Origin of the sequence: Bradyrhizobium genosp. SA-4 str. CB756, from assembly GCF_000473125.1 — a bacterium.
Taxonomy (GTDB): Bacteria; Pseudomonadota; Alphaproteobacteria; order Rhizobiales; family Xanthobacteraceae; genus Bradyrhizobium; species Bradyrhizobium arachidis.
Map to the genome: position 1 here is coordinate 194,250 of NZ_KI421499.1, position 22,513 is coordinate 216,762.

The window sequence follows — 22,513 nt, forward strand, 5'->3', positions numbered from 1 at the left end:
ACCATGCAGGCGGAAGCGGCCACCATGACGCCCTCCGGCGCGGCAGAGCTGATCCGCGGCGCGGCCGCGCTGATCTTCGATGTCGACGGCACCCTCGCCGAGACCGAGGAGCTGCATCGGCAGGCCTTCAACCACGCCTTCGTCCGCCATGGTCTCGACTGGCAATGGGACCGTGCCGTCTACAAGGACCTGCTGCGAGTGACCGGCGGCAAGGAGCGCATGCGTGCCTACCACGCGAGGCTGGCAGCCGCCCCGCCATTATCCGATGTGGACATCGCGGCGCTTCACCGCATCAAGACCGCGCATTATGCGGAGCTGGTCGAAACCGGCTGCTGTCCCTTAAGGCCCGGCGTGGCGGAGCTGTTGGCCAAGGCTAAGGCGCGTGGCCAGCGGCTCGCGATCGCGACCACGACGTCGCACGGCAACATCGATGCGCTGCTGTCTCGAGCGCTGGGGACCCGCTGGGCTGCGGATTTCGATGCCATCGTTGCTGGTGATGATGTCAGGCACAAGAAGCCGGCGCCGGATGTCTATCTCGAGATCCTGGCGCGGCTGAGGCTCCATGCCTCCGACTGTGTCGCGATCGAGGATTCTGGCAACGGGCTGATCGCGGCGTCGCGGGCGGACATTCCGGTTCTCATCACGCGCAGCATGTTCTTCCGTGATGACGACTTCAGCGCGGCGCGGTTTGTGCTGGATGACCTGTCGGAACTCGGGGCTCAAAAATAAAACCGGAAAACAACCCCATGCACAGTAGCTCACGCCGGCGTGAGGGCTGCGGTCAGTGGACGCGGTGACTCGCCCTATCGTCTTCGGCCTGCTCGACAATCTGCGCAATCGGGCTCGACTGGTGATGCACCAGGCGCCAGCCGTCGCCGACGCGGCGAAAATGGTTGGCGGCGGCCAGAGCGGTGCCGTCGACGATCTCGATGCAGAGCACGCGGGCGCTGTCGCCGTCGACGATCGCCTGCGGTTCGGCGCAGACGATCTGCGGCCGCTCCGGATTTTGCAGAATATCGCGCCAGCTTCCGATCACGGTGGCGCGGCCGACGATGGCCGGCCAGCCTGGATGGATGCAGGAGATGGCGTCGTCATCCGCCCACATCCGTTCCATGCCGGCGAAGTCGCCAGTCGAAAAAGCGGCGTAGAAAGCCGCGTTGGCGGCGATGACCTTGCTGTCCTTTGCCATGCCTCTCGGGTGGGCCAATGACAGAAAAAAATCAAGCGCGACTTGCGTTTGATTTTGACCGCACTGCAGCATTCAAGGCGCGGCTGCTCCTTTTGTAGTCACGCCGAAACGTGCGTCTCCACCGCCCGCCGCGCGCCATCCTTGTAAAGATGGGCGAGCGCCGAGGTCACGGCCTCGCGCAAGCGCGGATCGGTGCCCAGCGGCCCGAACACTTTTTCCACGCCGAGCAATGCGGGTGCGAGCCGCTCGGCGACCGGGCCTGTCTCACGCGCCAGCGCGGCGAACTCGGCGGCGAGCGGATCGCGCACGTCGATGGCGCGGCCCTGCTCGTCGGTGGCGGCGACGTAGCGCATCCAGCCGGCGACCGCGAGCGCGTGGGTCGCGATCGGCAGGCTCCTCGCAAGGCGATCCTGCATCGCGCCGAGCAGGCGCTGCGGCAGCTTTTGCGAGCCGTCCATCGCGATCTGCCAGGTGCGGTGATGCAGCGCCGTATTGGAAAAACGCTTGAGCAGCGAGGCGCGATAGGCGGCAAGGTCAGTGCCAGGCGGCATTGTCAGCGTCACCGCGGCCTCTTCCATCACCCGCGCGGCGAGACGCGCGAAACTCGCATCGGTCATGGTGTCGGCGATGGTCTCGTAACCGGCGAGATAGCCGAGATAGGCGAGCGCGGAATGGCTGGCGTTGAGCAGCCGCAGCTTCATCAGCTCGAACGGCTTCACGTCGGTGACGAGCTCGACCCCCGCGGCGGCAAGATCAGGCCGGCCCGCCGTAAAACGGTCCTCGACTACCCATTGCGTGAAGGGTTCAGTCATGACCGGCCAGGCGTCGCGTAGGCCGAGCGCGGATGACACCGCATCGCGGTCGGCGTCCGTCGTCTCCGGCACGATGCGGTCGACCATGGTCGAGGGGAAGGCGGCATTATCTGCGATCCACTTGCCGAACTCCTTCGAGCGCAGTGCGGCGAACTGCGTCACGATCCGCTGCACGGTGTGACCGTTGGCGGCGAGATTGTCGCAGCACAGCACGGTGAAGGGGATCAGCCCCTGCGCACGCCGGCGCGCCAGCGCAGCCACGATGACGCCGGGCGCCGAGCGTGGTGCGTCGGGATTGTTGAGGTCGTGCACGACATCGGGATGCCGCTCGTCGAGGTCGCCGGTCTGCGGCGTGTGGCAATAGCCCTTCTCGGTAACCGTGAGCGAGACGATGCGGATGGCGGGATCGGTCATCCGCTCGACCAGCGCCGCCGGCTTCTCGCGCGCGACCACGCTGTCGAGCAGCGCGCCGATGACGCGGTGCTCGGTGCCTTCGGCCGCACGTACGGCAACGGTATAGAGATGATCCTGCGGGGCGAGGGCGTCGCGCGTATCCGGGCTGCGCAGGCTGGCGCCGACAATGCCCCAGGACGAGCTGCCGCTGGCAAGGCAATCGTCGATGACGACGGCCTGATGCGCGCGATGAAAAGCCCCGAGGCCAAGATGCACGATGCCGGGCGTGGCGCGCGAGCGGTCATAGGCCGGGCGGCGGATGCCGGACGGCAACCGATCGAGATTGGCGCCGCCAAGACGCATCGAACTTGGGCGCATGGACGTCTCCCCTTTGCTTTGCCGCTGCTTGACATGGCGCCCGACCTCGGTCAATGCTCTGGTCAATTGGTAAGACCAATTTTCCAAAATTGGCGGGCCGCGGGTCGGGACGATTCCGCGAGACCCTTTCGGGGAGGCCAGCGTGCCGCTGGAAGCTGTGGAGGCGAGACGGCTTTACCGCCAGGTCGCCGATCAATTGCGAAGCCTGATCGACAGCGGCGAGTACGCGGTCGGCAGCCGCTTGCCGACCGAGCGCGAGCTCGCCGAGCAGCTCAAGATCTCGCGGCCCACGGTGCGCGAGGCCCTGATCGCGCTCGAGGTCGAAGGCCGCGTCCGCATCCGTGTCGGCTCAGGCATCTATGTGATCGAGCCGGCCGATGCCGCGCCGGCGCCGGCGGCCGCCGTCATCGAAGGCCCGTTCGAGCTGCTGCGCGCCCGCGAATTCCTGGAAAGTGCCATCGCCGAACAGGCTGCGCGCGTGGCGACGAAGGATGATGTCGCCCGCATCGATGCGTCCCTGGTCGCGATGGAGAACGTCGAGCATCCCGGCGAAGCCTCGATGGTGCACGACCGCGCGTTCCACGTCGCGATCGCCGGAAGCCTCGGCAACGCCGTTCTGGTCCGCGTGGTCGGCGAGCTGTTCGACCAGCGCCTCAATCCCTATTTCGCGCAGCTTGCGCATTATTTCGAAAGCCCCGGCACGTGGCGTACCGCGCTCGACGAGCACCGCGCCGTGCGCGATGCGATCGCGGCGCACGATCCGGACAGCGCGCGCGAGGCGATGCGAAAGCATCTGGCGCGCTCGCAGGAGCGCTTTGCTCAGAATTTTGGCGCCGAGACCGCCGCAGCGGCCTCGTCTGCCGGGCGGAGCCGGGCGGAGCGACATCAGGCCAAGCCGGCAATACCAAAGCGAGCGGCGAAGAAGCAGGCCAAAAAGCAGGTCAAGGGCAGCAGCGCGCGGCGGCGATGAGATTGGGCGGCCCTCATCCGTTTCAGGTGTGGGCGAACAAGAAGCAGACTTTAGTCAGTGGAGGATAAGTCGATGTTGAAGAAGATGACGATGGTGCTGGCGGCTTCGGTCGCGGCGATGGTCGCGGCGACCAGTTCCGGCATGGCGCAGACCAAGCTCAAATGGGCCCATGTCTACGAGACCTCGGAGCCGTTCCATAGCGCGTCAGTGTGGGCCGCGCAGGAGATCGGCAAGCGCACCAATGGGCGCTACCAGATCGACGTCTATCCGGCGTCGCAGCTCGGCAAGGAGGCCGACATCAACCAGGGCCTCTCGCTTGGCTCGGTCGATATCATCATCTCCGGCTCGAGCTTCGCGGCGAAAAGCTTTCCGCCGATCGGCGTGACCTACTATCCCTACACTTTCCGCGATGCCGATCATCTGCTTGCCTACACCAAGAGCGACATCTTCAAGGAGCTCGCCAAGGGCTATGAGGACAAGAGCGGCCACCACATCATCGCGGTGACCTATTATGGCGTGCGCCAGACCTCGTCGAACAAGCCGATCAAGAGCTGCGCCGACCTCAAGGGCCTGAAGATGCGCGTGCCTGACGTGCCGGCTTATCTGGCCATGCCGCGCGCCTGCGGCGCCAACACCGCGCCGATCGCCTTCGCCGAAGTCTATCTCGCGCTCCAGAACGGCACCGTGGAGGCGCAGGAGAACCCGCTGACCACGATCGAGGCCAAGAAGTTCTACGAGGTGCAGAAGCACATCGTGCTCACCGGCCACATCGTCGACCACCTCAACACGGTGGTGGCGGGCGCGCTCTGGAAGAAGCTCTCCGACGAAGACAAGAAGATCTTCACCGACGTCGCGCAGGAGGCCGCCGCGAAAGCGACCGCCGAGATCAAGCAGAACGAGGCCAAGCTGGTCGCCTTCTTCAAGGAGAAGGGCCTGACCGTGACCGAGGTCGACAAGAACGAATTCCGCGACATCGTGCTGAAGAACGTCCCGTTCGAGACCTTTGGTTATCGCAAGGCCGACTGGGAACGGATTCAGGAAGTCAAATAGCAACGACCGTCATTCCGGGGCTCGCGAAGCGAGAACCCGGAATCTCGAGGTTCCGGGTTCGACGCTGACGCGTCGCCCCGGAACGACGATTTGAGGAGGAGCACACCCATGTCCACCGCCGAAATACACCGGCAGATCACCGCGGACGAGATCGCCCACACCTTCGAGGAGGAGGCGACGCCGAAGGTCGATCTCGGCATCTACGCCTTCGAGGACTGGGTGGCGCTGGTGATCTTCTGGGTGATGGCGCTTGCCGTCTTCCTCCAGTTCTTCACCCGCTACGTCCTCAACGACAGCTATGCCTGGACCGAGGAGATCGCGACCTATTGCCTGATCGGCGTGGTCTTCATCGGCGCCTCGATGTGTGTGCGGCTGTCGCGGCATATCCAGGTCGACCTGATCTACCGCTACCTGCCGCACATGGTGGCGCGCACGATGTCCACACTGATCGACCTGATCCGGATCGCCTTCTTCGGTTACGCCATCAAGCTGGTCTGGGTCTACATCCAGATCATCGGCGATGAGTCCATGACCACGATCAATCTTCCCAAGGACTACGTCTATTACGCCGTGCTCGCCGGCTTCGTGCTGATGTTCGTGCGCTCGCTGCAGGTGGCGCTGCAGCATCTGCGGCAGGGCTATTCGATCCTCGAACGCCCCGGCGCCTACGACGGTTTTGAAGGATAGTATCATGCTGTTGCTGCTTGGGGGCTTCCTCATCCTGATGCTGATCGGCGTTCCCGTGGCGATCGCCATGGCCGCGTCGTCGCTGCTCTACATCCTGGTCAGCGGCGTGACGCCTGACGTCACGCTGGCGCAGCGCATGATCGCCGGCGTCGAGAGCTTTCCGCTGCTCGCCGTGCCGTTCTTCATCCTCGCCGGCAATCTCATGAACATCGCCGGCGTCACCGGCCGCATCTACAAGTTCGCAGTCGCGCTCGTCGGCTGGATGCGCGGCGGCCTCGGTCACGTCAACATCATCGGCTCGGTGATCTTCTCCGGCATGTCCGGCACCGCGATCGCGGATGCTGCCGGCCTCGGCACCATCGAGATCAAGGCGATGAAGGACCACGGCTACTCCACCGAATTCTCGGTCGGCGTCACTGCGGCGTCCGCAACGCTCGGGCCCATCATCCCGCCGTCGCTGCCCTTCGTGATCTACGGCATGATGGCCAACGTCTCGATTGGCGCGCTGTTCCTCGGCGGCGTCATTCCCGGCATCGTCATGACGCTGCTGATGATGGCGACGGTCACCTATTTCGCGCACAAGAACAAATGGGGCAGCGACACGCCGTTCTCCTGGCCGCAGCTCGGCTCGGCCGGCCTCGAGATCGCGATCGTGCTGACGTTCCCGCTCGCGATCTGGCTGATGGTGATGGCCGGCATGTCGACCAACATGGCGGTCGTCATCGGCCTCGGCACGCTGCTCATCATCGACTGGTATTTCGACTTCTCGGCCGTGATGGCGCTGATGGCGCCGGTGATCCTGATCGGCGGCATGACGCTCGGCTGGTTCACGCCGACGGAAGCCGCGGTCGCCGCCGTGATCTGGTCGCTGTTCCTCGGCCTCGTCCGCTACCGCACCATGACCCTGAAGACGGTGGCGAAGGCGACCTTCGACACCATCGAGACCACGGCCTCGGTGCTCTTCATCGTCACGGCGGCGTCGATCTTCGCCTGGCTGTTGACGGTGTCGCAGGCGGCGCAGATGCTGTCGGACTGGATGCTCAGCATCACCCACAACAAATGGGTATTCCTGGCGCTCGCCAACATCCTGATTCTGTTCGTCGGCTGCTTCATCGACACCACGGCGGCGATCACCATCCTCGTGCCGATCCTGCTGCCGATCGTGCTCAAGCTCGGCATCGATCCGATCCACTTCGGCTTGATCATGACGCTGAACCTGATGATCGGCCTGTTGCATCCGCCGCTCGGCATGGTGCTGTTCGTGCTCGCTCGCGTCGCCAAGCTCTCGGTCGAGCGCACGACGGTCGCGATCCTGCCCTGGCTGGTGCCGCTGCTGCTCGCGCTGATCGCAATCACCTACATTCCCGAACTGACCCTCTGGCTGCCTAAATATATGGGACTCTCCAAATGACCTCCGTAGCTCTCGCCGCAACCCTGTTCGGCCCCGAAGATTTGCGCATGATCGAGCATCCGCTCGACAAGCTCGCGGACGGGATGGTGCGCATCCGCTTCGGCGCCGGCGGCATCTGCGGCTCCGACATGCACTACTTCCGGCATGCCCGCACCGGCGACTTCGTGGTGAAGTCGCCGTTGGTGCTGGGCCACGAGATCTCGGGCGAGGTCGTGGAGATCGCAGGCTCCGCCGCCAATTTGAAGGTCGGCGACCGCGTCGCCGTCAATCCGTCGCGCTGGTGCGGCCATTGCGTCGCCTGCCGCGAAGGCCGGCCCAATCTTTGCGAGAACATCTACTTCATGGGCTCGGCCTCGAAGACGCCGCACATGCAGGGCGGCTTTGCCAATTATTTCGATGCGATCCCGGCGCAGTGCGTGAAGATTCCGGATCACGTCTCCTATCAGGCCGCGGCGCTCGCCGAGCCGCTCGCGGTCTGCCTGCACGCGGTGGCACGCGCCGGCAACATCGAAGGCAAGCGCGGCATCATCTTCGGCGCCGGCCCGATCGGGCTTCTGACCATGCTCGCCGCGCACCGCGCCGGCATGGCCGACATTACGGTCGCCGACATCGCGCCGGCGCCGCTCGCTTTCGCGACCAAGCTTGGTGCGTCCCACGTCGAGAACGTGTCGGGTGGGGAAGAGGGCCTGAAGGCGCAGGCCGCGACGCGTCCCTATGACGTCGCCTTCGAAGTCTCGGGTACGGCCGCCGGCCTTGCGAGCGCCATTGGCATCGTCAGGCGTGGCGGCGTCGTGGTGCAGATCGGCAATCTGCCGGGCGGCCAGATCCCGACGCCGTCGAACGCGGTGATGGCCAAGGAGATCGACCTGCGCGGCTCGTTCCGCTTCGGATTCGAGTTCATGACCGCGGTGGAACTGATCGGCGCAGGCAGCGTCGATGTGCTGTCGCTGGTCACCGCCGAGCGGCCGCTGTCGACCGCGCCGGATGCGCTGCGGCTGGCGCTCGACCGCTCGCAGAGTGTCAAGGTCGTGCTGACCGCGAACTGATCCTAGAGCCCCGTTCCGATGGAATCGGAACGGGACTCTAGATTCTTGTTTGACGCGTTTTCTTCACGCGAACCGGTACCCACTTCGCTCGAAAACGCTTTGGGAGAATTTCGATGATGCTCGAAGGATGGCGCTGGTACGGTCCGGATGATCCGGTGTCCTTGGATGACGTCAGGCAGGCCGGGGCGAGCGACATCGTCTCGGCGCTGCATCAGGTGCCGATCGGGGAGGCCTGGACGCGCAAGGCGGTCGAGGAGCGCAAGAATTTCATCGAGAACGGCCAGCCCGGCCGCTCGCAATTGACCTGGTCGGTGGTGGAATCGATTCCGATCCCTGACGACGTCAAGCGGCTCGGGGCTAAGGCGACCAAATCCATCGAAGCGTGGATCGCTAGCCTGGAGGCGGTGGCCGCCAGCGGCATCAAGATCATCTGCTACAATTTCATGCCTGTGGTCGATTGGTGCCGTACCGATCTCGAATGGGAGCTGCCGAACGGCGCCCGCGCCATGCGCTTCGACCAGGACCGCTTTGCGGCGTTCGAGCTGCATATCCTGGAGCGGCCTGCGGCCGCGCAGGAATACTCGCCAGAGCAGCAGGCGCGCGCGAAAGCGCTATTCGAGAAGATGAGCCAGGCCGACATCGACTATCTCGTCATGGTCATCGCCAGTGCGCTGCCCGGCTCGACGACCGAGCCGATGACCATCCCGCAGTTCCGCGACCGGCTGGAGACCTATCGCGACATCACGCCAAAAATCCTGCGGCAGCATCTCGCCGAATTCCTTGCGCGCGTGGCGCCGGTCGCCGAGCAACTCGGCGTCTCGCTGACGCTGCATCCGGATGATCCGCCGCGGCCGCTGTTCGGTCTGCCGCGCATTGCTTCGTCTGCCGACGATTACCAGGCGCTGTTCGACGCCGTGCCATCGAAGGCGAACGGCATCTGCCTGTGCACGGGCTCGCTCGGCGTGCGCGCCGAGAACAACCTGCCTGAGATGGCCGAGCGCTTCGGCCCGCGCATTGCCTTTGCGCATCTGCGTGCGACCAAGCGCGAGGCAGACGGCCTGTCGTTCTACGAGTCCGATCATCTCGACGGCGACGTCGACATGGTCGCCGTGCTCAAGGCGCTTTTGAAGGAGAACGCGCGGCGCGCCCCCGACAAGCGGATCGTGTTCCGGCCCGATCACGGCCACCGCATGCTCGACGATCTCGCCGCCACCAAGCGCACCAATCCCGGCTACACCGCGATCGGCCGCCTGCGCGGCCTCGCTGAGCTGCGCGGTGCAATCAGGGCGATCGAGCATCGATAGGACGGCAGGGTCTCCCTAAAGGCCGCGTTAGTTCGGCTCTTTGCTCGCGGAGATTGTCTTCGGCTCCTGTGTGTGCCACAGTGGCTGCATTGCATTTTGACTGACGCATTGCAGCCACAGGCCATTTATAGGAGCTGCGCATGAGCTTCCTGGTCGAACTTCCTCTCAGTGAATACAATCGGAACGCGTTCGCGGACTTCAACAAGGCGTCCGGCAATTTTGATCCTGACGTCGCGCGCGCGATGATGTGGATGTCGCAGCTCGCCTACGAGACCCACGTCCCGCAAACGATTACCGCGGTGTCCGGCTTCTGGACGCTGTCAAACGTCAAGCTGTTGATGCAGCCCGCGAAATCGACGCTCCCCGTCTCGGACACCCGCGGCGTTATCGCCCAGCGGGACGGCGCGACCATCGTCGCGTTCGCCGGCACCGATCCGCTCATTCTCAAGAATTGGGTCAGTGACTTCTATCTCGGTCGTCCGAAGGGCGATGTCCACCAAGGCTTCAAAGATGCCGCCGCGGCCGTTTGGGACGATGTGCGAACGGCGCTGATTGCGGCGTCTGGCGCGGGCTCGCCCATATTCATCACCGGACACAGCCTGGGAGCGGCACTTGCCGTCGTCACGGCCGATCGCGCGCGTAGCGAGCCTGCGATTGCGCGTCCGCAAGTCTATCTTTACGGCTGCCCGCGCGTCTGTCGCGTCGATGCCGCGGCCGCCTACAACGCGACGCTCGGGCCTACGACCTATCGCCTGGTCCACGGCAACGATATCGTCCCGACCGTCCCGCCACCACAGCTCGGTTTCCAGCATGTCGGGCGCTATTTGGCATGCGGCCCGCGTACGAAATTCGTCGTCAGTCAACTTGCGCCGAACAGCAATTCCGACGAGCCGTTGCCGACGACCGGGGGCTTCGCTGGCCTAACCCAGCAGCTTGAAAATCTCGTCGTCGGGTTTTCCCCGAGCAGGCGTATGGATCTGATCGGTCGGCTCTCCCAGTTACTGCTGCCCGGCATCGGTGATCATCTGCCGGATCGATATTACGACGTGTTGCCCTAACGCATCGCAATCTCGTCGGATCAATAACAGGCGGCCATGGCGCGGAGCTTGGGATAGAGCCGGTCGATTGCGGCAATCTCGCTTCGCATCTGCGCGGTGATCCAGTCGCGGATCTCGGCAGCGATGGGGCGCATCGGCCGGTTGCGCGGCGGCAGGAATTCGCAGATGCGGCGCGTGGTGGTGAGCCGGTCGGACGCCGGGACCAGTGCGCCGGTCAATAACCAGTGCGAGGCCACCGTCAGCCAGCCGAGGGCGATGCCCTGGCCGAGCAGGGCCGCCTGCACCACGACGGCATAATCGGTGAAGCTGAGCCCCTTGGCCGCGCCGCGGCGCCCGGTGAGCAGCGATGCGTAGTCCGCGGCCCAGTCGCCCGGCGTCTCGGCGAGGCGGATGATGGTATTGCCCTCGGCGGGGTCGGTCTCGCCGAGATAGCCGGGGCTGCACATCGGCAGCATTACTTCCTTCATGACCAGCGTGCCGCCGGACGACGGCTCGTCGCGATCGCGGAAGCGCATGCCGAGGTCGACATTCTCCACCGGCCCGCGCAGCGCGCCGGAGATCAGCTGGAAGCGCAGATCCACTTGCGGAAACTGCTTCTGCAGCTTGTCGATGCGCGGCATCAGCCAGTGCGTGGTGAAGGCGGAGGAGACCGACAACGTCACCGTCTCGGTGCCCTTGCGCCGCCGCTCGATCTCCACGAGCCCGCTCTCGATGCTACGAAAGCCGTCGAGCACGCGGCGATACAGGAGCTCGCCCTCCTCGGTGAGCACCGCGCGGCCCGCCTTGCGATCGAACAGGCGGACGCCAAGATGCTCCTCGAGCTGGCCGAGCATGCGGCTCACCGCGGGCTGCGTGACGTTCAATTCGGCCGCCGCCGCGGTGAAGCTGCCGTTGCGCGCCGCCGCGTCGAAGACGAACAGGGCGTTACTCGACGGCAGCATGCGGCGCAGCTCGGGCATAACGTCATGTTATGGGCGCGGTGAGAATTTGGCAATTGCCGGATTTTGCCAAGTCTGGTGTCATTGGCATGACAGCCTAAACACAGGGCCTTCGGGAGAAGATTTGGTGCAGCGCACGCTTTGCCGTGAGTGCCCCAAATCCGTGTCTATAAAGCAGGCTTATGGCGCGCAGTGAGGCACGCCATTGCAGGACATGGCGAGGTCGATCGTTGGACAAGCGAGCGGAAAGCGTCGAGATCAAGTCCGCCAGCAAGGCCTATGGCGCCGTTCGCGCCCTCGACGACGTTTCGCTCAATGTCGGCGCCGGCGAATTCGTCTCGCTGCTCGGCCCCTCCGGCTCGGGCAAGACCACGCTGCTCGGCATCTTGGGCGGCTTCATCCTGCCGACGTCAGGCACAATTCTCTTCGGCGGCCGCAACGTCACCTTTATGCCGCCGCACAAGCGCGACATCGGCGTCGTGTTCCAGAACTACGCGCTGTTCCCGCATATGAGCGTCGGTGAGAACGTCGCCTTTCCCCTGCGCGCGCGCCGCCTGCCGAAATCGTCCTGGCCAGACAAGGTGCGCGCGGCGCTCAGCATGGTCGGCCTTGCCGGCTATGAGGAGCGCGGCATCGCGCAGCTCTCCGGCGGCCAGCGCCAGCGCGTCGCGCTCGCGCGCGCGATGATCTTCGAGCCGCGCCTGATCCTGATGGACGAGCCGCTCTCCGCGCTCGACAAGCAGCTCCGCGAATCCATGCAGATCGAGCTGCGGACGCTGCACAAGCGCATCCAGGCCACCATCATCTACGTCACCCATGACCAGCGCGAGGCGCTGACCATGAGCGACCGCGTCGCCGTCATGAAGGACGGCCGTCTGGTCCAGATCGACGAGCCGGCGCGGCTGCACGATCATCCCGCCGACTCCTTCGTCGCCAGCTTCATTGGCGAGGCGACACTTCTGCCGGTCCGCCGTGTCGATACCTCCAGCGTGTCGCTGGGCAACGCCCTGCTGCGCAGCGCCCGCGCCATTCCTGATGGCGACGCGCTGATGCTCGCCGTGCACAGCGAGAAGCTGCTGATCGACGACGGCGCCCAGGATGGCGCCTGCAACCGGCTGACCGGGACGGTCACCGACATCGTCTACCAGGGCGAGAGCCTGCGCATCTTCCTGGTGCTTGCCGACGGCGTCGCGCTCAGCCTGCGCCAGCCGGCCTATCACCAGGCCTATAGCCGCATCCCGCCGCTCGGCGGCAGCCTCACCGTCACGCTCCACCCCGAGGACACCATCGTGGTCCCCCGGGTGGGGAACTGAACTTTAAGCCGCGTCCAACCGGAGAGAACAAACCACATGTCGACCCAAGCCGCGTTCAGCAACTTCAAGGTTCTCACCTTCGACGTCGTCGGCACCTTGATCGACTTCGAGACCGGCGTGCTCTCCGCGGTGCGGAAGATCTCCGGCAAGACGCCGGCCGAGCTCAGCGACGACCAGATCTTCGAATCCTACAAGCGTGGCCGCGACAAGCACTACGAGCGCTCGAGCGAGGTGATGTTCCACGTCTACCGCTATCTCGCCAAGGAGCTCGGGCTGCCGGCCGACGATGCATGCTGCGACGTGTTCCAGCTCGCGGTGCTGCGCTGGGGCCCGTTCCCGGATTCGGTCGAGGCCTTGAAGCGCCTGCGCACGAAATTCCGCCTGGTTGCCATGACCAATGCGGACCGCGTCGCGCTGTCCTGCTACGCGCACGCGCTCGGCAATCCCTTCGACGACACCGTCTGTGCCGACGACACCGGGGTGGCAAAACCGAACCCGGAATTCTTCGCCTACAACAAGGGCCGGCAGTCCGCGTTCGGCTACAAGCAGTCAGATATCCTGCACGTCGCGCAGAGCCAGTACCACGACATCGGGATCGCGCGGAAACTCGGCTACAAGGTGTGCTGGATCGAGCGCCGCCAGGGTATCGCCGGTTTCGGCGGCACTCCGGCCGTGGAGACGCTGACCAAGCCGGATTTCCATTTCCCGACGCTCAAGGCGCTCGCCGACGCGGCGATCGGGCCGGTGGCATAAATCCGTGAGCGCCGAGATGACACGGGACTGGAGCGCGCAACCATCGGTCAACTCGCTGTGGGAAGCCACGGCGGAGCCGGCGCGCGCGTTTCCCGTGCTGTCCGGCGAGCACCAAGCCGATGTGGTGATCATCGGGGCGGGCTATACGGGCCTCTCCGCCGCACATCACATCGCCACAGACGGCTCGTCGCCAATCGTGATCGAGGCCAACCGCCCCGGCTGGGGCGCGAGCGGGCGCAATGGCGGCGTGATCACCGCGAAGTTTCGCCTCTCGTTCCGCGAGGTCGACGCCGTGCATGGCCGCGCCATGGCGAGGCGCATGTACGAGATCGCGCATGAGTCGACCGACATCGTCGAGGAGCTCGTCTCCGAATTCGGCATCACCAGCGCGAACCTTGTGCGCACCGGCCAGGTCAAGGCTGCTCACAACGAGACGACGCTGAAGGCCGCGATCGACGAGGCCAACTGGATGACGCGCGAAATGGGCTCGGCCGAGGTCCGGATCCTCGACAAGAAAGGCGTGCGTGACGAAACCGGCTCCGACATCTTCGTCGGCGGCGTGCTCAATCCCGGCTCGGGCGGCATCCATCCGCTGAACTATCTGCGCGGCCTCGCCGATGGCGTGGCGCGCCGCGGCGTGCCCATCTTCCAGGAGACGCCGGTCGTCAAGCTTCGGCGCGACAAGGACCGCATCGTTGCCGAAACACCGCGAGGGGCAGTACGTGCAAAACAGGCGATCATCGCCACCAACAGCTATTCCGATCTGACCGGCGCCACCGCGCATCTGCAGCGCGCGCTGATCCCGTTCCGCAGCGCCATCGTCGCAACCGAGCGGCTGCCGCGCAATCTCGCGGGAAAGCTGATGCCGACCGGACGCAGCTACACCGAGACCAAGCGCATGATGCGCTGGTTCCGCATGGTCGACAACCGCGTGATCTTTGGCGGCCGCGGCGCTTTCGGCAAGCAGGACACCCAATCCGCGTTCGGTGCCTTGCGCAAGGCGATGGTCGGCATCTTCCCCGATCTCGCCGATATCCCGCTCGAATACAAATGGTCGGGCCTCGTCGCGATGACGCTGGACTCCGTGCCGCATATCGGCCGGCTCGACGACCGCACGCTGGTCGCGCTGGGCTACAACGGCGCCGGCGTTGCGATGTCGAGCCTGATGGGCCGCTATCTCGCCGCCTTCGTGCGCGGCGAGTCGCCCGACGTCGGACTGCTCGATATCAGGCGCATGAAGGCTATCCCGTTCTACCCGCTGCGCGAGCCCGCCGTGCGCATGGTCGCCGGCTGGTACCAGTTTCTCGATGCGATCGGTCGGTGAGATCATTTGGCGATGGAGGAGGCGAGGATGACGATGAAGCGGAATTTTGGATTGGGCTGCGCGCTCTTGGGCGCAATCGGACTGACCAGCGCGGCTGATGCCGCCGAGCAGATCACCTTCGTCTCGCAGGGCGGCGCCTACCAGCAGGCACAGACGGTGGCGATCCTCGATCCCTCCGCCAAGAAGCTCGGCATCACCATCAACCAGGACTCCATTCCCGACGCCTGGCCGGCGATCAAGACGCAGGTCGGTAGCGGCAAGCCGATCTGGGACGTCGTGGACACCCCGACCGGCAATTGTCTGCGTGGCGGGGAGCAGGGGCTGATCGAGAAGCTCGACTTCTCGAAGATTCCAAACGGCGCGGCGATGCCGGAGTCCTATCGCAGTCCTTATTCGGTCTCTTACGAGTTCTATTCCAGCGTACTGTCCTACAGCCAGAAGACCTTCCCGAAGGATGCGCCGAACAGCTGGGCCGATTTCTGGGACGTCAAGAAATTCCCTGGCCGCCGCGCGCTGCGCAACCATCCGTTTGCAACGTTGGAGGCGGCGCTGATGGCCGACGGCGTCGCGCCGGACAAGCTCTATCCGCTCGACGTCGATCGCGCCTTCAAGAAGCTGGAGGAGATCAAGCCGCACATCACGGTGTGGTGGACCTCTGGCGCGCAGTCGGCGCAGCTGCTCAATGACGGCGAGGTCGACATGGAGATGGCCTGGAACGGCCGCGTCAGCGCCGTCGCCAAGGAAGGCGCGAAAGTTGCTTTCACCTACAACCAGGGCATCCTGCAGAGCACCTCGCTCTGCATCCTCAAGGGTGCGCCGAATCTCGACACGGCGATCAAGTTCATCAACGAGGCGGTCGATCCCGTGCACCAGGCCAATCTGCCGCTGCACATCGACTATGGTCCGGGCAATCCCAAGGCGTTCGAGACCAGCGTGATCAAGCCCGAGCGCGCCGCGCAACTGCCGAGCGAGCCGGCCAATGCGGCGAAGCAAGCGCTGATGTCCTACGCCTGGTGGTCCTCGCCGGCCGGCGAGGCCGCCGAGAAGCGCTGGGCGTCGTTCATGCAGAAGTAAGCCAGCCGGTTCGGCGGCCGCCGAACCGGACCCCTCAACCAGCCGAGGCAGCGTTGACGACATCAGTGCCAGATCCATCGCAAAAGCATCAGCGCCGTGAGCACGGCCTGATGCTGGCATTGGTGTCGCCGGCGCTGCTAGTGATCTTGGCCCTGATCGTGCTGCCCGTCGGCTGGCTCGCATGGCAGTCGATCTATCATGACGGCTTCACGCTGGAGAATTATCGCCGGGTCTTCACCGAGGACGTCTACTGGCGCAGCTTTGCGCTGACTTTCGAGATCAGTCTCGCGGTCACCTTGATCGCGCTGCTGCTCGGCTATCCCGTCGCGTATCTTGCCAATTCCGTGCCGAAAGGGTGGAGCATCCTCATCCTGTCGCTGGTCGTGTTGCCGTTTTGGACCAGCGTTCTGGTCCGCGCCTATGCCTGGCTGGCGCTGCTCCAGCGCACCGGCGTGATCAACCAGTTTTTGCGCTATCTCGATGTCATCGCCGAACCGCTCGCGCTGGTCCACAACACCTTCGGCACGGTGGTTGCGACCGTGCACATCCTGCTGCCCTTCATGGTGCTGCCGCTCTATGCTACCATGCAGAAGATCCCAAACGATCTGATGCAGGCCGGCGCCAGCCTTGGTGCGAGCCCGTCGCTCACCTTCATGCGCGTGTTCCTGCCGTTGTCGCTGCCGGGTGTGCTCGCCGGCTGCACCATGGTGTTCGTGCTCTGCCTCGGCTTCTACATCACGCCCGAGCTGCTCGGCGGCGGCCGCACCGTGATGGTGTCGATGCTGGTGAGCCGCAATGTGGAGCTCTACAACCAGTTCGGCGCGGCAAGCGCGGTCGCCGTCGTGCTGCTCCTGAGCGTGCTTGCGATCTTCTTCGTCGTCAGCCGCTTCATCTCTCTCGATCGCGTGTTGGGGCAAAAATGATGCGCGCCTCGCCCGCACGGATTGTCTTGTATGTGATCTGCGCGCTGGTACTCGTCTACCTGATCCTGCCGGTCCTGATCATTGCGCCGATCTCGTTCTCCAGCGCACGCTTCCTGACCTTCCCGCCGCCATCCTTCTCGCTGCGCTGGTACCAGCAATATTTCTCAAATCCCGCCTGGATGCAGGCGACGCGGGTGACGCTGACGGTCGCGCTTCTCACCGTGGTGATCGCGACGCCGCTCGGCGTTGCTGCCGCCTACGCCATCAGCCAGTCGAAGCTGCGGATCATGCGCCTCATCCACATGGCGCTGCTGCTGCCGCTGGTGGTGCCGATCATCATCACCGCTGTCGGTATCTTCTTCGTCTATGCCAAGGTCGGGCTGGTCGCGACCATGCCCGGCCTCGTGCTGGCGAATGTGATGCTGGGCCTGCCCTATGTCATCATCTCCGTGCTCGCGGGCCTGCAGAGCTTCGACCCCGCTCAGGAGATGGTGGCGCGCAGCCTCGGCATGAACCGCCTGCGCAGCTTCTTCGCGGTGACGTTGCCGCAGATCAAGTCCAGCGTGATCGCGGGCGGCATCTTCGCCTTCATCTCGGCGATGGACGAGACCATCGTCGCGCTGTTCATCTCCGGCGGCCAATACCAGCCGCTGACCAAGCGCATGTTCACCGCACTCCGCGACGAGATCGATCCCACGATCGCCGCGATCTCGACGCTGATGACGGCGGCGTCCTTCATGCTGGTGCTGCTGGCGAGCACGCGGCAGAAGAGGAGCGGGTGAGGGGGCTGGCGCTAGCGCTAGTCCGTCCCCGTCAGCCTGGGGTGCGCGCCCTGGGGCGCAACGCGCCGCAGGGGAAGCCTCGAAGGGCGGGGGCCCCGCTGCGTCAGCTCGGCCGCGCATCCTTTGACGCTCGCGGCGCGATGCTGTGCGCATCGCGCCACTCGCACCTCCAGCGACAGCGGCTCCGCCGCTGCGCTGGGATCACGGAGCTGCTGATTGTGTCATTGCGCCTGGCTGGCTCCCAGCCACGCCAGGATCATCTCAACGATCTGCGTCCGACTCTTCACCAGCACTTTGGGCTCGCTGAGGTCGCGGTCGAACAGGGCGCCGAAGGTGTGGCGGTTGGCGACGCGGAAGAAGCAGTAGGAAGAGATGGCGAGGTGCAGGTCGATGGCGTCGACGTCGTTGCGGAAGACGCCTTCGGCGTGGCCGCGTGCGAGAATGCCGTCGAGGGTCGCGATCACGCTGGCATTGAGCTGGCGCAATTGCAGATTCTGCTTCAGGTGCTTGCCGTGATGGATGTTCTCGATTGAGACGAGGCGGATGAAGTTCGGGTTGCGCTCGTCATGGTCGAAGGTCGCCTCGATCAGCCGGCGCAATCCCTCGCGCGCGTCGCAGCTCTCGATGTCGAGCTGATCCTCCAGCGCGCGGATGCTGCGATAGGCCTCTTCCAGCACCGCGAGATAGAGCTGCTCCTTGCCGCCGAAATAGTAATAGATCATCCGCTTCGACGTGCGCGTGCGCGCCGCGATGGCGTCGACGCGGGCGCCTGAATAGCCCTCCGAGGCGAATTCGGCCATCGCCACTTCGAGGATATCGCGCTTGGTGCGTTCGGGGTCGTTGGTGCGCTTCGATGGGGGCGGCATGCGCTCGAGCATTGCTGTTTCTCCCGCCAGTTTCCACGGATCACCTTGAAGGTGAAGGCAAATTTCACCTGCCGGGGCACTGGTCCAACGCATATTGCATAAACGTACTAGTTCGTACATTATGCGTCGAAACCAAAGCTGCGGCAACAACAACGAGAAAAGCGCGCGAGGCGGACGGCCTGACGCGCACCGCACCGGACATACGGGGAGGAATTTCATGACCTTGACGTCAACCGCACCACTGCACGCGCCATCAGCAGCGGAAGCCACGCAAAACAAGCTGCCCAAGCGCGCCGCGCTCGTCAGCTTCGTCGGTAGCATGCTCGAATACTACGACTTCTTCATCTACGGCACCGCGGCAGCGCTGATCTTTCCAAAAGTGTTTTTTGCCAATGTCGATCCCTCGACCGCGACGCTGCTTGCGCTGCTGTCGTTCGGCATCGGCTATATCGCCCGTCCCGTCGGCGCGGTCATCCTCGGTCATTTCGGCGACCGCATCGGCCGCAAGACGGTGCTGCTGTTCACGCTGGTTTTGATGGGTGGCTCGACGCTGGCGATCGGCCTGTTGCCGGATGCCAAATCGATCGGCAATGCCGCGCCTGTTATCCTGACGTTGCTGCGCTTGTTGCAGGGCCTCTCGGCCGCCGGCGAACAGAGCGGGGCGAACTCGCTGACGCTGGAACATTCCGCCAATTCCAACCGTGCCTTCTTCACCAGCTGGACGTTGAGCGGCACGCAGGCCGGCGCGATCCTGGCGACGCTGGTGTTCATTCCGGTCTCGAGCCTGCCGGAAGATCAGCTGCTGAGCTGGGGTTGGCGGATTCCGTTCCTGCTCTCGTTCTTCGTGCTGGTCGTCGCCTATCTGGTGCGGCGGACCATGCCGGAAACGCCCGTGTTCGAGGACATCAAGGACAAGGCGCAAGTCGCGCGCTTCCCGCTGATCGCGCTGCTGCGCGACTACTGGCCCGACGTGCTGCGCGTCATCGTCTGCGCGCTGATCGCCACCGTCAGCACCATGACCGCCGTGTTCGCGCTCGGCTATGCGACGTCCAAGTTCGGTGTCGCGCGTCCGACCATGCTCTGGGCCGGCGTGCTCGGCAACGTCACCGCGCTGATCACCCAGCCGCTGTGGGCGCTGCTCGCCGACAAGATCGGCCGCAAGCCGGTGTTCATCGGCGGCGTGCTCGGCTGCGCGGTGCTGCTGTTCCCGTACTTCATGCTGGTGACATCAGGCAACACGATCGGGATCTTCGCCGCCGCGATGATCCTCTCCGGGATCGTCTACGCCGCGCCGAACGCGATCTGGCCGTCGTTCTATGCCGAGATGTTCGAGGCGCGCGTGCGCTATTCCGGCACGGCGATCGGCACCCAGCTCGGCTTCCTCGCCGCCGGCTTCACGCCGCTTGTGAGCGCGAGCCTGGTGGGTGAGGGGCCGAACGGCTGGATTCCCGTCGCGATCTTCGTAGCCTGCTGCTGCGTGATCTCGGCCGCCGCGGCGGCGACCGCGCGCGAAACCCACACGGTCGACATCGCCGATCTCGGCAAGCGGCGCAGTTGAGTGAGAGGGGATAGGGATCGCATGCTGACCAACGCAGTCTCGACCACGAGCGGGCCGATCGTCGGCGCCGAGCGGAACGGCATGCGCGCTTTCAAGGGCGTGCCGTTCGCGACCGCGCGGCGTTTTGCCAAGGCGATAGCACCGCGCGCCTGGACGGAGCCGCGCCATTGCATGGACTATGGCGCCTATGCGCCGCAGCCCGGCCATCTCGAGCAGGCCGATGAGGCGTCCTGTCTCAGCCTGAACATCTGGACGCCGGCAGGGGTGGATCGGCCGCTGCCGGTGATGTTCTTCATCCATGGTGGTGCCTTTGTCACCGGCGGCGGCGCCGATTATGACGGCAGCTTCCTCGCCGCGCGCGGTCCTGCGGTGGTCGTGACCATCAACTATCGGCTCGGCCCGCTCGGCTTCCTGCAACTGCATCGCCACGGCCTCGATGCAGCCAACAACCTCGCCATCACGGATGCGCTCGCCGCGCTCGACTGGGTGCATGCCAACATCGCAAATTTCGGCGGCGATCCCGACGTCATCACGCTGTCCGGTCAGTCCGCCGGCGCCTCCATGGTGATCGCGCTCGCGACCCTGCCGGAAGCCAGAGGCAAGTTCATTCGGGCGCTCGCACTGAGCGCTCCCGGACGGACCATCATGACCTCGGATCATGCCGACGAGGTCGCGCAGCGTGTGCTCGACGAGCTCGAGCCGGCGCGCGATCCCGGCGCGATCGCTTCCGCGCCACTGCCAAAACTGTTCGCGGCCGTGGAGCGTGTCGGCCGCATGATCGCGGATGAGACCGCATCAGGCACCGTGTTTGGCCCGGTGCTCGACGGCACCGTGATCCCGCGCGAGCCGCGCGACGTCTTGGCGGGCGGCAGCTTGCGCGACATCCCGCTCTGGCTCGGCTCCTGCCGCGACGAGATGGTGATGTTCCTGAAGAGCACCCCGCCGGCCGCGATGATCCGCACCACCGAGCGTCAGGTGCGTGCCGCCTTTGGCGATGCCGGCTGGGGGCGACTGCTGTCCTACTATCGCGCCACCGCGTGCGCCGACGAGGATCCGTACGAGGCGCTGCTGTCGGATGCGTTCTGGCATCGTCCGATGGCCGATCTCGCGCGACTGCATGCCGCGGCAGGCGGTGCGGTGTGGTTGAGCCGGTTCGACCATCGTCCGGCGCTGGAACCGTTCCTGTCGCAGGGGCCGACCCACGGTGCCGATAATGCCTGCCTCTGGGCGCATCTGCCCAATTTCATCGACCGTCCCATCCTGAAGCGGAAGGGTGGACCGATGACGCCCGCCGATATCGATGTCGCCGCGCGGTTTCAGACAAGCTTGCTGCGCTTCGTCACATCAGGTGTACCCGATGTTGCGGAAGCCTGGCCGCGGTTCGAGTTGCCCCAGGAGCCGCTCGCCATCTTCGGCCAGCCGTTCCATATTGCGCCGCTCAACGAAGGTGTGCGCTCCCGCCTGTGGGCGGAGCTGAGCGCGAGCGACAACGACAAGAGGAAAATCAGGGAGGCAGGATGAGCCTCTCGAACAAGAATGCCGGGCGGCGTGACTTAGCTCCGCCGGCTGGGAGCCGGCTTTCACCAAGCCCGCGCCGTTATTTCCGTTCGTTAGTGCACGACCAACACCGGCACGCTTCCGTCGGCCAAGACCTCCGATGTTTGACTCCCCAGGAATAGCTTCTTGAGACCGCGGCGCCCATGAGAGCCCATGACGATCAGGTCGCAGCCTCCTGACTTTGCTGTTTCGATAATCGCGGTGGCCGGGTGCGCATTCGGAACGTGCAAGAGTTCTGCGGATATCCCGGCTTGCTCTGCCAAAGCTCGCGCGTCGTCGAGGACTTTGCCCGCACGTTCCTTGCAGGCCGCGTCGAAGCTATCAAATTCCTGCTGCGAGGGTATCCATCCCGAGGCGTGTCCGCTCCCGTAGTCGATTGGCAATGATTCCGTCACGGCGATGACTGTCACCTTGGCCTTCAGGGCCTTTGCCAAAGCAATCCCATGCTTAATGCCGTTTCTCGCGACGTCCGATCCGTCCGTGCTTAAGAGGATCCGGGTGTACATCTGGAGGCTCCTTTTCTGGACGACCCTGTCGCCATCTTCCGGTGCGGTGGTTTGACTTCAACAGGGGGCTCACATTCATGGACAGACCAGGACAGGGGTCCGTGCGTGCGTCAGCACCTTGTTTGTCACGCTCCCGATGACAAGCGCGGCAAGTCCGCTGCGCCCATGCGACGACATGACGATGAGATCGCAGTCTTTGTCCGTGGCGGCTGCGATGATGGCCTGATGGGGTTGCCCGCTCTCCGCTTGAATCGTCTCGCAGGAAATGCCGGCCGTCCTGGCCGCATTTGCCGCGCCGTCCAATACGCTCGCGGCCTGTTCCTTGCGCAACTCGGCATATGTTGCGATTGCTTCGAGGAACCGGCCTGACACTTCGGAAAATGGTTCCACAACGAAGATGAAGGATACGGTGGCCCCAAGGGATTTCGCCAGCGCCAATCCGTGCGCGACCCCACGCTCCGCTAGCTCAGACCCATCTGTCGGAATGAGAATGTGCCGGTACATGCTCTACCTCCCGATTGTCCGGACGTATCGCTGCCTTGCGAAGATAAGCTAGCTCGCGTTCCGAATGCAGTCTTGAGATAAATCAACCTATCGGCTCATCGTACCGCGATCCGGATG

At 64.7% G+C, this 22,513-nt stretch carries 22 protein-coding genes; 16 read left to right on the top strand and 6 right to left on the bottom strand.

Annotated features, from left to right (window positions below; all coding sequences use genetic code 11):
• Window positions 1–3: 3 nt before the first annotated feature.
• Window positions 4–729 carry an HAD family hydrolase gene (locus BRAGE_RS0100985; RefSeq protein WP_027560896.1) on the top strand — a complete coding sequence of 242 codons (726 nt, stop codon included), beginning with the start codon at window positions 4–6 and terminating at the stop codon, window positions 727–729.
• Between the two features lie 52 nt (window positions 730–781).
• On the opposite strand, the gene BRAGE_RS0100990 is transcribed toward BRAGE_RS0100985, so the two are convergent.
• Both BRAGE_RS0100990 and BRAGE_RS0100995 read right to left on the bottom strand, forming a co-directional pair.
• On the bottom strand, window positions 782–1,189 hold the full coding sequence (locus BRAGE_RS0100990; protein WP_027560895.1) for a nuclear transport factor 2 family protein: 408 nt from the start codon (window positions 1,187–1,189) through the stop codon (window positions 782–784).
• Between the two features lie 98 nt (window positions 1,190–1,287).
• Window positions 1,288–2,772, bottom strand: coding sequence for a mannitol dehydrogenase family protein (locus tag BRAGE_RS0100995; RefSeq protein ID WP_027560894.1), 1,485 nt, complete (start codon window positions 2,770–2,772; stop codon window positions 1,288–1,290).
• A gap of 142 nt (window positions 2,773–2,914) precedes the next feature.
• Between BRAGE_RS0100995 and BRAGE_RS0101000 the strand changes: the two genes are divergently transcribed.
• The 7 genes from BRAGE_RS0101000 (at window position 2,915) to BRAGE_RS0101030 (ending at window position 10,298) form a co-directional block, all read left to right on the top strand.
• The gene (locus tag BRAGE_RS0101000; RefSeq protein ID WP_027560893.1) at window positions 2,915–3,742 is read left to right on the top strand and encodes a FadR/GntR family transcriptional regulator; all 828 of its coding nucleotides are present in this window, start codon (window positions 2,915–2,917) and stop codon (window positions 3,740–3,742) included.
• Window positions 3,743–3,832: 90 nt separating this feature from the next.
• Complete coding sequence (locus BRAGE_RS0101005; protein ID WP_027560892.1) at window positions 3,833–4,792, top strand: sialic acid TRAP transporter substrate-binding protein SiaP; 960 nt, start codon at window positions 3,833–3,835, stop codon at window positions 4,790–4,792.
• A 108-nt stretch (window positions 4,793–4,900) separates the two neighbouring features.
• A complete protein-coding gene (locus BRAGE_RS0101010) occupies window positions 4,901–5,479 on the top strand; it encodes a TRAP transporter small permease (RefSeq protein WP_027560891.1) in 579 nt (192 codons plus the stop codon).
• A 4-nt stretch (window positions 5,480–5,483) separates the two neighbouring features.
• Window positions 5,484–6,890, top strand: a complete 1,407-nt coding sequence (locus BRAGE_RS0101015) for a TRAP transporter large permease (protein WP_027560890.1) — start codon at window positions 5,484–5,486, stop codon at window positions 6,888–6,890.
• Window positions 6,887–7,936 carry an L-idonate 5-dehydrogenase gene (locus tag BRAGE_RS0101020; RefSeq protein ID WP_027560889.1) on the top strand — a complete coding sequence of 350 codons (1,050 nt, stop codon included), beginning with the start codon at window positions 6,887–6,889 and terminating at the stop codon, window positions 7,934–7,936. Before BRAGE_RS0101015 ends, BRAGE_RS0101020 begins: the two co-directional genes overlap by 4 nt.
• A 116-nt stretch (window positions 7,937–8,052) precedes the next feature.
• The gene (uxuA, locus tag BRAGE_RS0101025; protein WP_027560888.1) at window positions 8,053–9,240 is read left to right on the top strand and encodes a mannonate dehydratase; all 1,188 of its coding nucleotides are present in this window, start codon (window positions 8,053–8,055) and stop codon (window positions 9,238–9,240) included.
• A 140-nt stretch (window positions 9,241–9,380) separates the two neighbouring features.
• Window positions 9,381–10,298, top strand: a complete 918-nt coding sequence (locus tag BRAGE_RS0101030) for a lipase family protein (RefSeq protein WP_027560887.1) — start codon at window positions 9,381–9,383, stop codon at window positions 10,296–10,298.
• Between the two features lie 20 nt (window positions 10,299–10,318).
• Here BRAGE_RS0101030 and BRAGE_RS0101035 read toward each other — a convergent pair whose 3' ends face one another.
• Window positions 10,319–11,257, bottom strand: a complete 939-nt coding sequence (locus BRAGE_RS0101035) for a LysR family transcriptional regulator (RefSeq protein ID WP_027560886.1) — start codon at window positions 11,255–11,257, stop codon at window positions 10,319–10,321.
• A 209-nt stretch (window positions 11,258–11,466) separates the two neighbouring features.
• Between BRAGE_RS0101035 and BRAGE_RS0101040 the strand changes: the two genes are divergently transcribed.
• From BRAGE_RS0101040 to BRAGE_RS0101065, 6 genes are all read left to right on the top strand, one after another.
• Window positions 11,467–12,549, top strand: a complete 1,083-nt coding sequence (locus BRAGE_RS0101040) for an ABC transporter ATP-binding protein (protein WP_027560885.1) — start codon at window positions 11,467–11,469, stop codon at window positions 12,547–12,549.
• A gap of 36 nt (window positions 12,550–12,585) precedes the next feature.
• Window positions 12,586–13,302, top strand: a complete 717-nt coding sequence (locus BRAGE_RS0101045) for an HAD family hydrolase (protein ID WP_027560884.1) — start codon at window positions 12,586–12,588, stop codon at window positions 13,300–13,302.
• Between the two features lie 16 nt (window positions 13,303–13,318).
• Window positions 13,319–14,626, top strand: coding sequence for an NAD(P)/FAD-dependent oxidoreductase (locus BRAGE_RS0101050; RefSeq protein WP_027560883.1), 1,308 nt, complete (start codon window positions 13,319–13,321; stop codon window positions 14,624–14,626).
• Between the two features lie 27 nt (window positions 14,627–14,653).
• Window positions 14,654–15,700: an ABC transporter substrate-binding protein gene (locus BRAGE_RS0101055; RefSeq protein WP_027560882.1), complete on the top strand. Its 1,047-nt coding sequence runs from the start codon at window positions 14,654–14,656 to the stop codon at window positions 15,698–15,700.
• A 110-nt stretch (window positions 15,701–15,810) separates the two neighbouring features.
• Window positions 15,811–16,623 carry an ABC transporter permease gene (locus BRAGE_RS0101060; RefSeq protein WP_035729261.1) on the top strand — a complete coding sequence of 271 codons (813 nt, stop codon included), beginning with the start codon at window positions 15,811–15,813 and terminating at the stop codon, window positions 16,621–16,623.
• On the top strand, window positions 16,620–17,405 hold the full coding sequence (locus BRAGE_RS0101065; RefSeq protein WP_027560880.1) for an ABC transporter permease: 786 nt from the start codon (window positions 16,620–16,622) through the stop codon (window positions 17,403–17,405). Before BRAGE_RS0101060 ends, BRAGE_RS0101065 begins: the two co-directional genes overlap by 4 nt.
• Window positions 17,406–17,626: 221 nt before the next feature.
• On the opposite strand, the gene BRAGE_RS0101070 is transcribed toward BRAGE_RS0101065, so the two are convergent.
• On the bottom strand, window positions 17,627–18,283 hold the full coding sequence (locus tag BRAGE_RS0101070; RefSeq protein ID WP_027560879.1) for a TetR/AcrR family transcriptional regulator: 657 nt from the start codon (window positions 18,281–18,283) through the stop codon (window positions 17,627–17,629).
• A 205-nt stretch (window positions 18,284–18,488) separates the two neighbouring features.
• Between BRAGE_RS0101070 and BRAGE_RS0101075 the strand changes: the two genes are divergently transcribed.
• Together BRAGE_RS0101075 and BRAGE_RS0101080 are read left to right on the top strand one after the other, a co-directional pair.
• Window positions 18,489–19,829, top strand: coding sequence for an MFS transporter (locus tag BRAGE_RS0101075; RefSeq protein ID WP_027560878.1), 1,341 nt, complete (start codon window positions 18,489–18,491; stop codon window positions 19,827–19,829).
• Between the two features lie 21 nt (window positions 19,830–19,850).
• Window positions 19,851–21,350 (top strand): carboxylesterase/lipase family protein, encoded by a 1,500-nt coding sequence (locus BRAGE_RS0101080; RefSeq protein WP_027560877.1) that lies wholly within the window; start codon window positions 19,851–19,853, stop codon window positions 21,348–21,350.
• Window positions 21,351–21,439: 89 nt separating this feature from the next.
• Here BRAGE_RS0101080 and BRAGE_RS0101085 read toward each other — a convergent pair whose 3' ends face one another.
• Together BRAGE_RS0101085 and BRAGE_RS0101090 are read right to left on the bottom strand one after the other, a co-directional pair.
• Entirely contained in the window at window positions 21,440–21,892 is a 453-nt protein-coding gene (locus BRAGE_RS0101085) for a universal stress protein (protein WP_027560876.1), read from the bottom strand.
• A gap of 75 nt (window positions 21,893–21,967) precedes the next feature.
• Window positions 21,968–22,396, bottom strand: a complete 429-nt coding sequence (locus BRAGE_RS0101090) for a universal stress protein (RefSeq protein ID WP_027560875.1) — start codon at window positions 22,394–22,396, stop codon at window positions 21,968–21,970.
• Window positions 22,397–22,513 lie beyond the last annotated feature (117 nt).

What these genes read in the sequence shown, in the direction of transcription:
- BRAGE_RS0100985 (WP_027560896.1), top strand. Translation starts at nt 4, where the DNA reads ATGCAGGCGGAAGCGGCCACCATGACGCCCTCCGGCGCGGCAGAGCTG.
- BRAGE_RS0100990 (WP_027560895.1), bottom strand. Translation starts at nt 1,189, where the DNA reads ATGGCAAAGGACAGCAAGGTCATCGCCGCCAACGCGGCTTTCTACGCC.
- BRAGE_RS0100995 (WP_027560894.1), bottom strand. Translation starts at nt 2,772, where the DNA reads ATGCGCCCAAGTTCGATGCGTCTTGGCGGCGCCAATCTCGATCGGTTG.
- BRAGE_RS0101005 (WP_027560892.1), top strand. Translation starts at nt 3,833, where the DNA reads ATGGTGCTGGCGGCTTCGGTCGCGGCGATGGTCGCGGCGACCAGTTCC.
- BRAGE_RS0101010 (WP_027560891.1), top strand. Translation starts at nt 4,901, where the DNA reads ATGTCCACCGCCGAAATACACCGGCAGATCACCGCGGACGAGATCGCC.
- BRAGE_RS0101015 (WP_027560890.1), top strand. Translation starts at nt 5,484, where the DNA reads ATGCTGTTGCTGCTTGGGGGCTTCCTCATCCTGATGCTGATCGGCGTT.
- BRAGE_RS0101020 (WP_027560889.1), top strand. Translation starts at nt 6,887, where the DNA reads ATGACCTCCGTAGCTCTCGCCGCAACCCTGTTCGGCCCCGAAGATTTG.
- uxuA (WP_027560888.1), top strand. Translation starts at nt 8,053, where the DNA reads ATGCTCGAAGGATGGCGCTGGTACGGTCCGGATGATCCGGTGTCCTTG.
- BRAGE_RS0101030 (WP_027560887.1), top strand. Translation starts at nt 9,381, where the DNA reads ATGAGCTTCCTGGTCGAACTTCCTCTCAGTGAATACAATCGGAACGCG.
- BRAGE_RS0101035 (WP_027560886.1), bottom strand. Translation starts at nt 11,257, where the DNA reads ATGCCCGAGCTGCGCCGCATGCTGCCGTCGAGTAACGCCCTGTTCGTC.
- BRAGE_RS0101045 (WP_027560884.1), top strand. Translation starts at nt 12,586, where the DNA reads ATGTCGACCCAAGCCGCGTTCAGCAACTTCAAGGTTCTCACCTTCGAC.
- BRAGE_RS0101050 (WP_027560883.1), top strand. Translation starts at nt 13,319, where the DNA reads ATGACACGGGACTGGAGCGCGCAACCATCGGTCAACTCGCTGTGGGAA.
- BRAGE_RS0101055 (WP_027560882.1), top strand. Translation starts at nt 14,654, where the DNA reads ATGACGATGAAGCGGAATTTTGGATTGGGCTGCGCGCTCTTGGGCGCA.
- BRAGE_RS0101060 (WP_035729261.1), top strand. Translation starts at nt 15,811, where the DNA reads ATGCTGGCATTGGTGTCGCCGGCGCTGCTAGTGATCTTGGCCCTGATC.
- BRAGE_RS0101065 (WP_027560880.1), top strand. Translation starts at nt 16,620, where the DNA reads ATGATGCGCGCCTCGCCCGCACGGATTGTCTTGTATGTGATCTGCGCG.
- BRAGE_RS0101070 (WP_027560879.1), bottom strand. Translation starts at nt 18,283, where the DNA reads ATGCTCGAGCGCATGCCGCCCCCATCGAAGCGCACCAACGACCCCGAA.
- BRAGE_RS0101075 (WP_027560878.1), top strand. Translation starts at nt 18,489, where the DNA reads ATGACCTTGACGTCAACCGCACCACTGCACGCGCCATCAGCAGCGGAA.
- BRAGE_RS0101080 (WP_027560877.1), top strand. Translation starts at nt 19,851, where the DNA reads ATGCTGACCAACGCAGTCTCGACCACGAGCGGGCCGATCGTCGGCGCC.
- BRAGE_RS0101085 (WP_027560876.1), bottom strand. Translation starts at nt 21,892, where the DNA reads ATGTACACCCGGATCCTCTTAAGCACGGACGGATCGGACGTCGCGAGA.
- BRAGE_RS0101090 (WP_027560875.1), bottom strand. Translation starts at nt 22,396, where the DNA reads ATGTACCGGCACATTCTCATTCCGACAGATGGGTCTGAGCTAGCGGAG.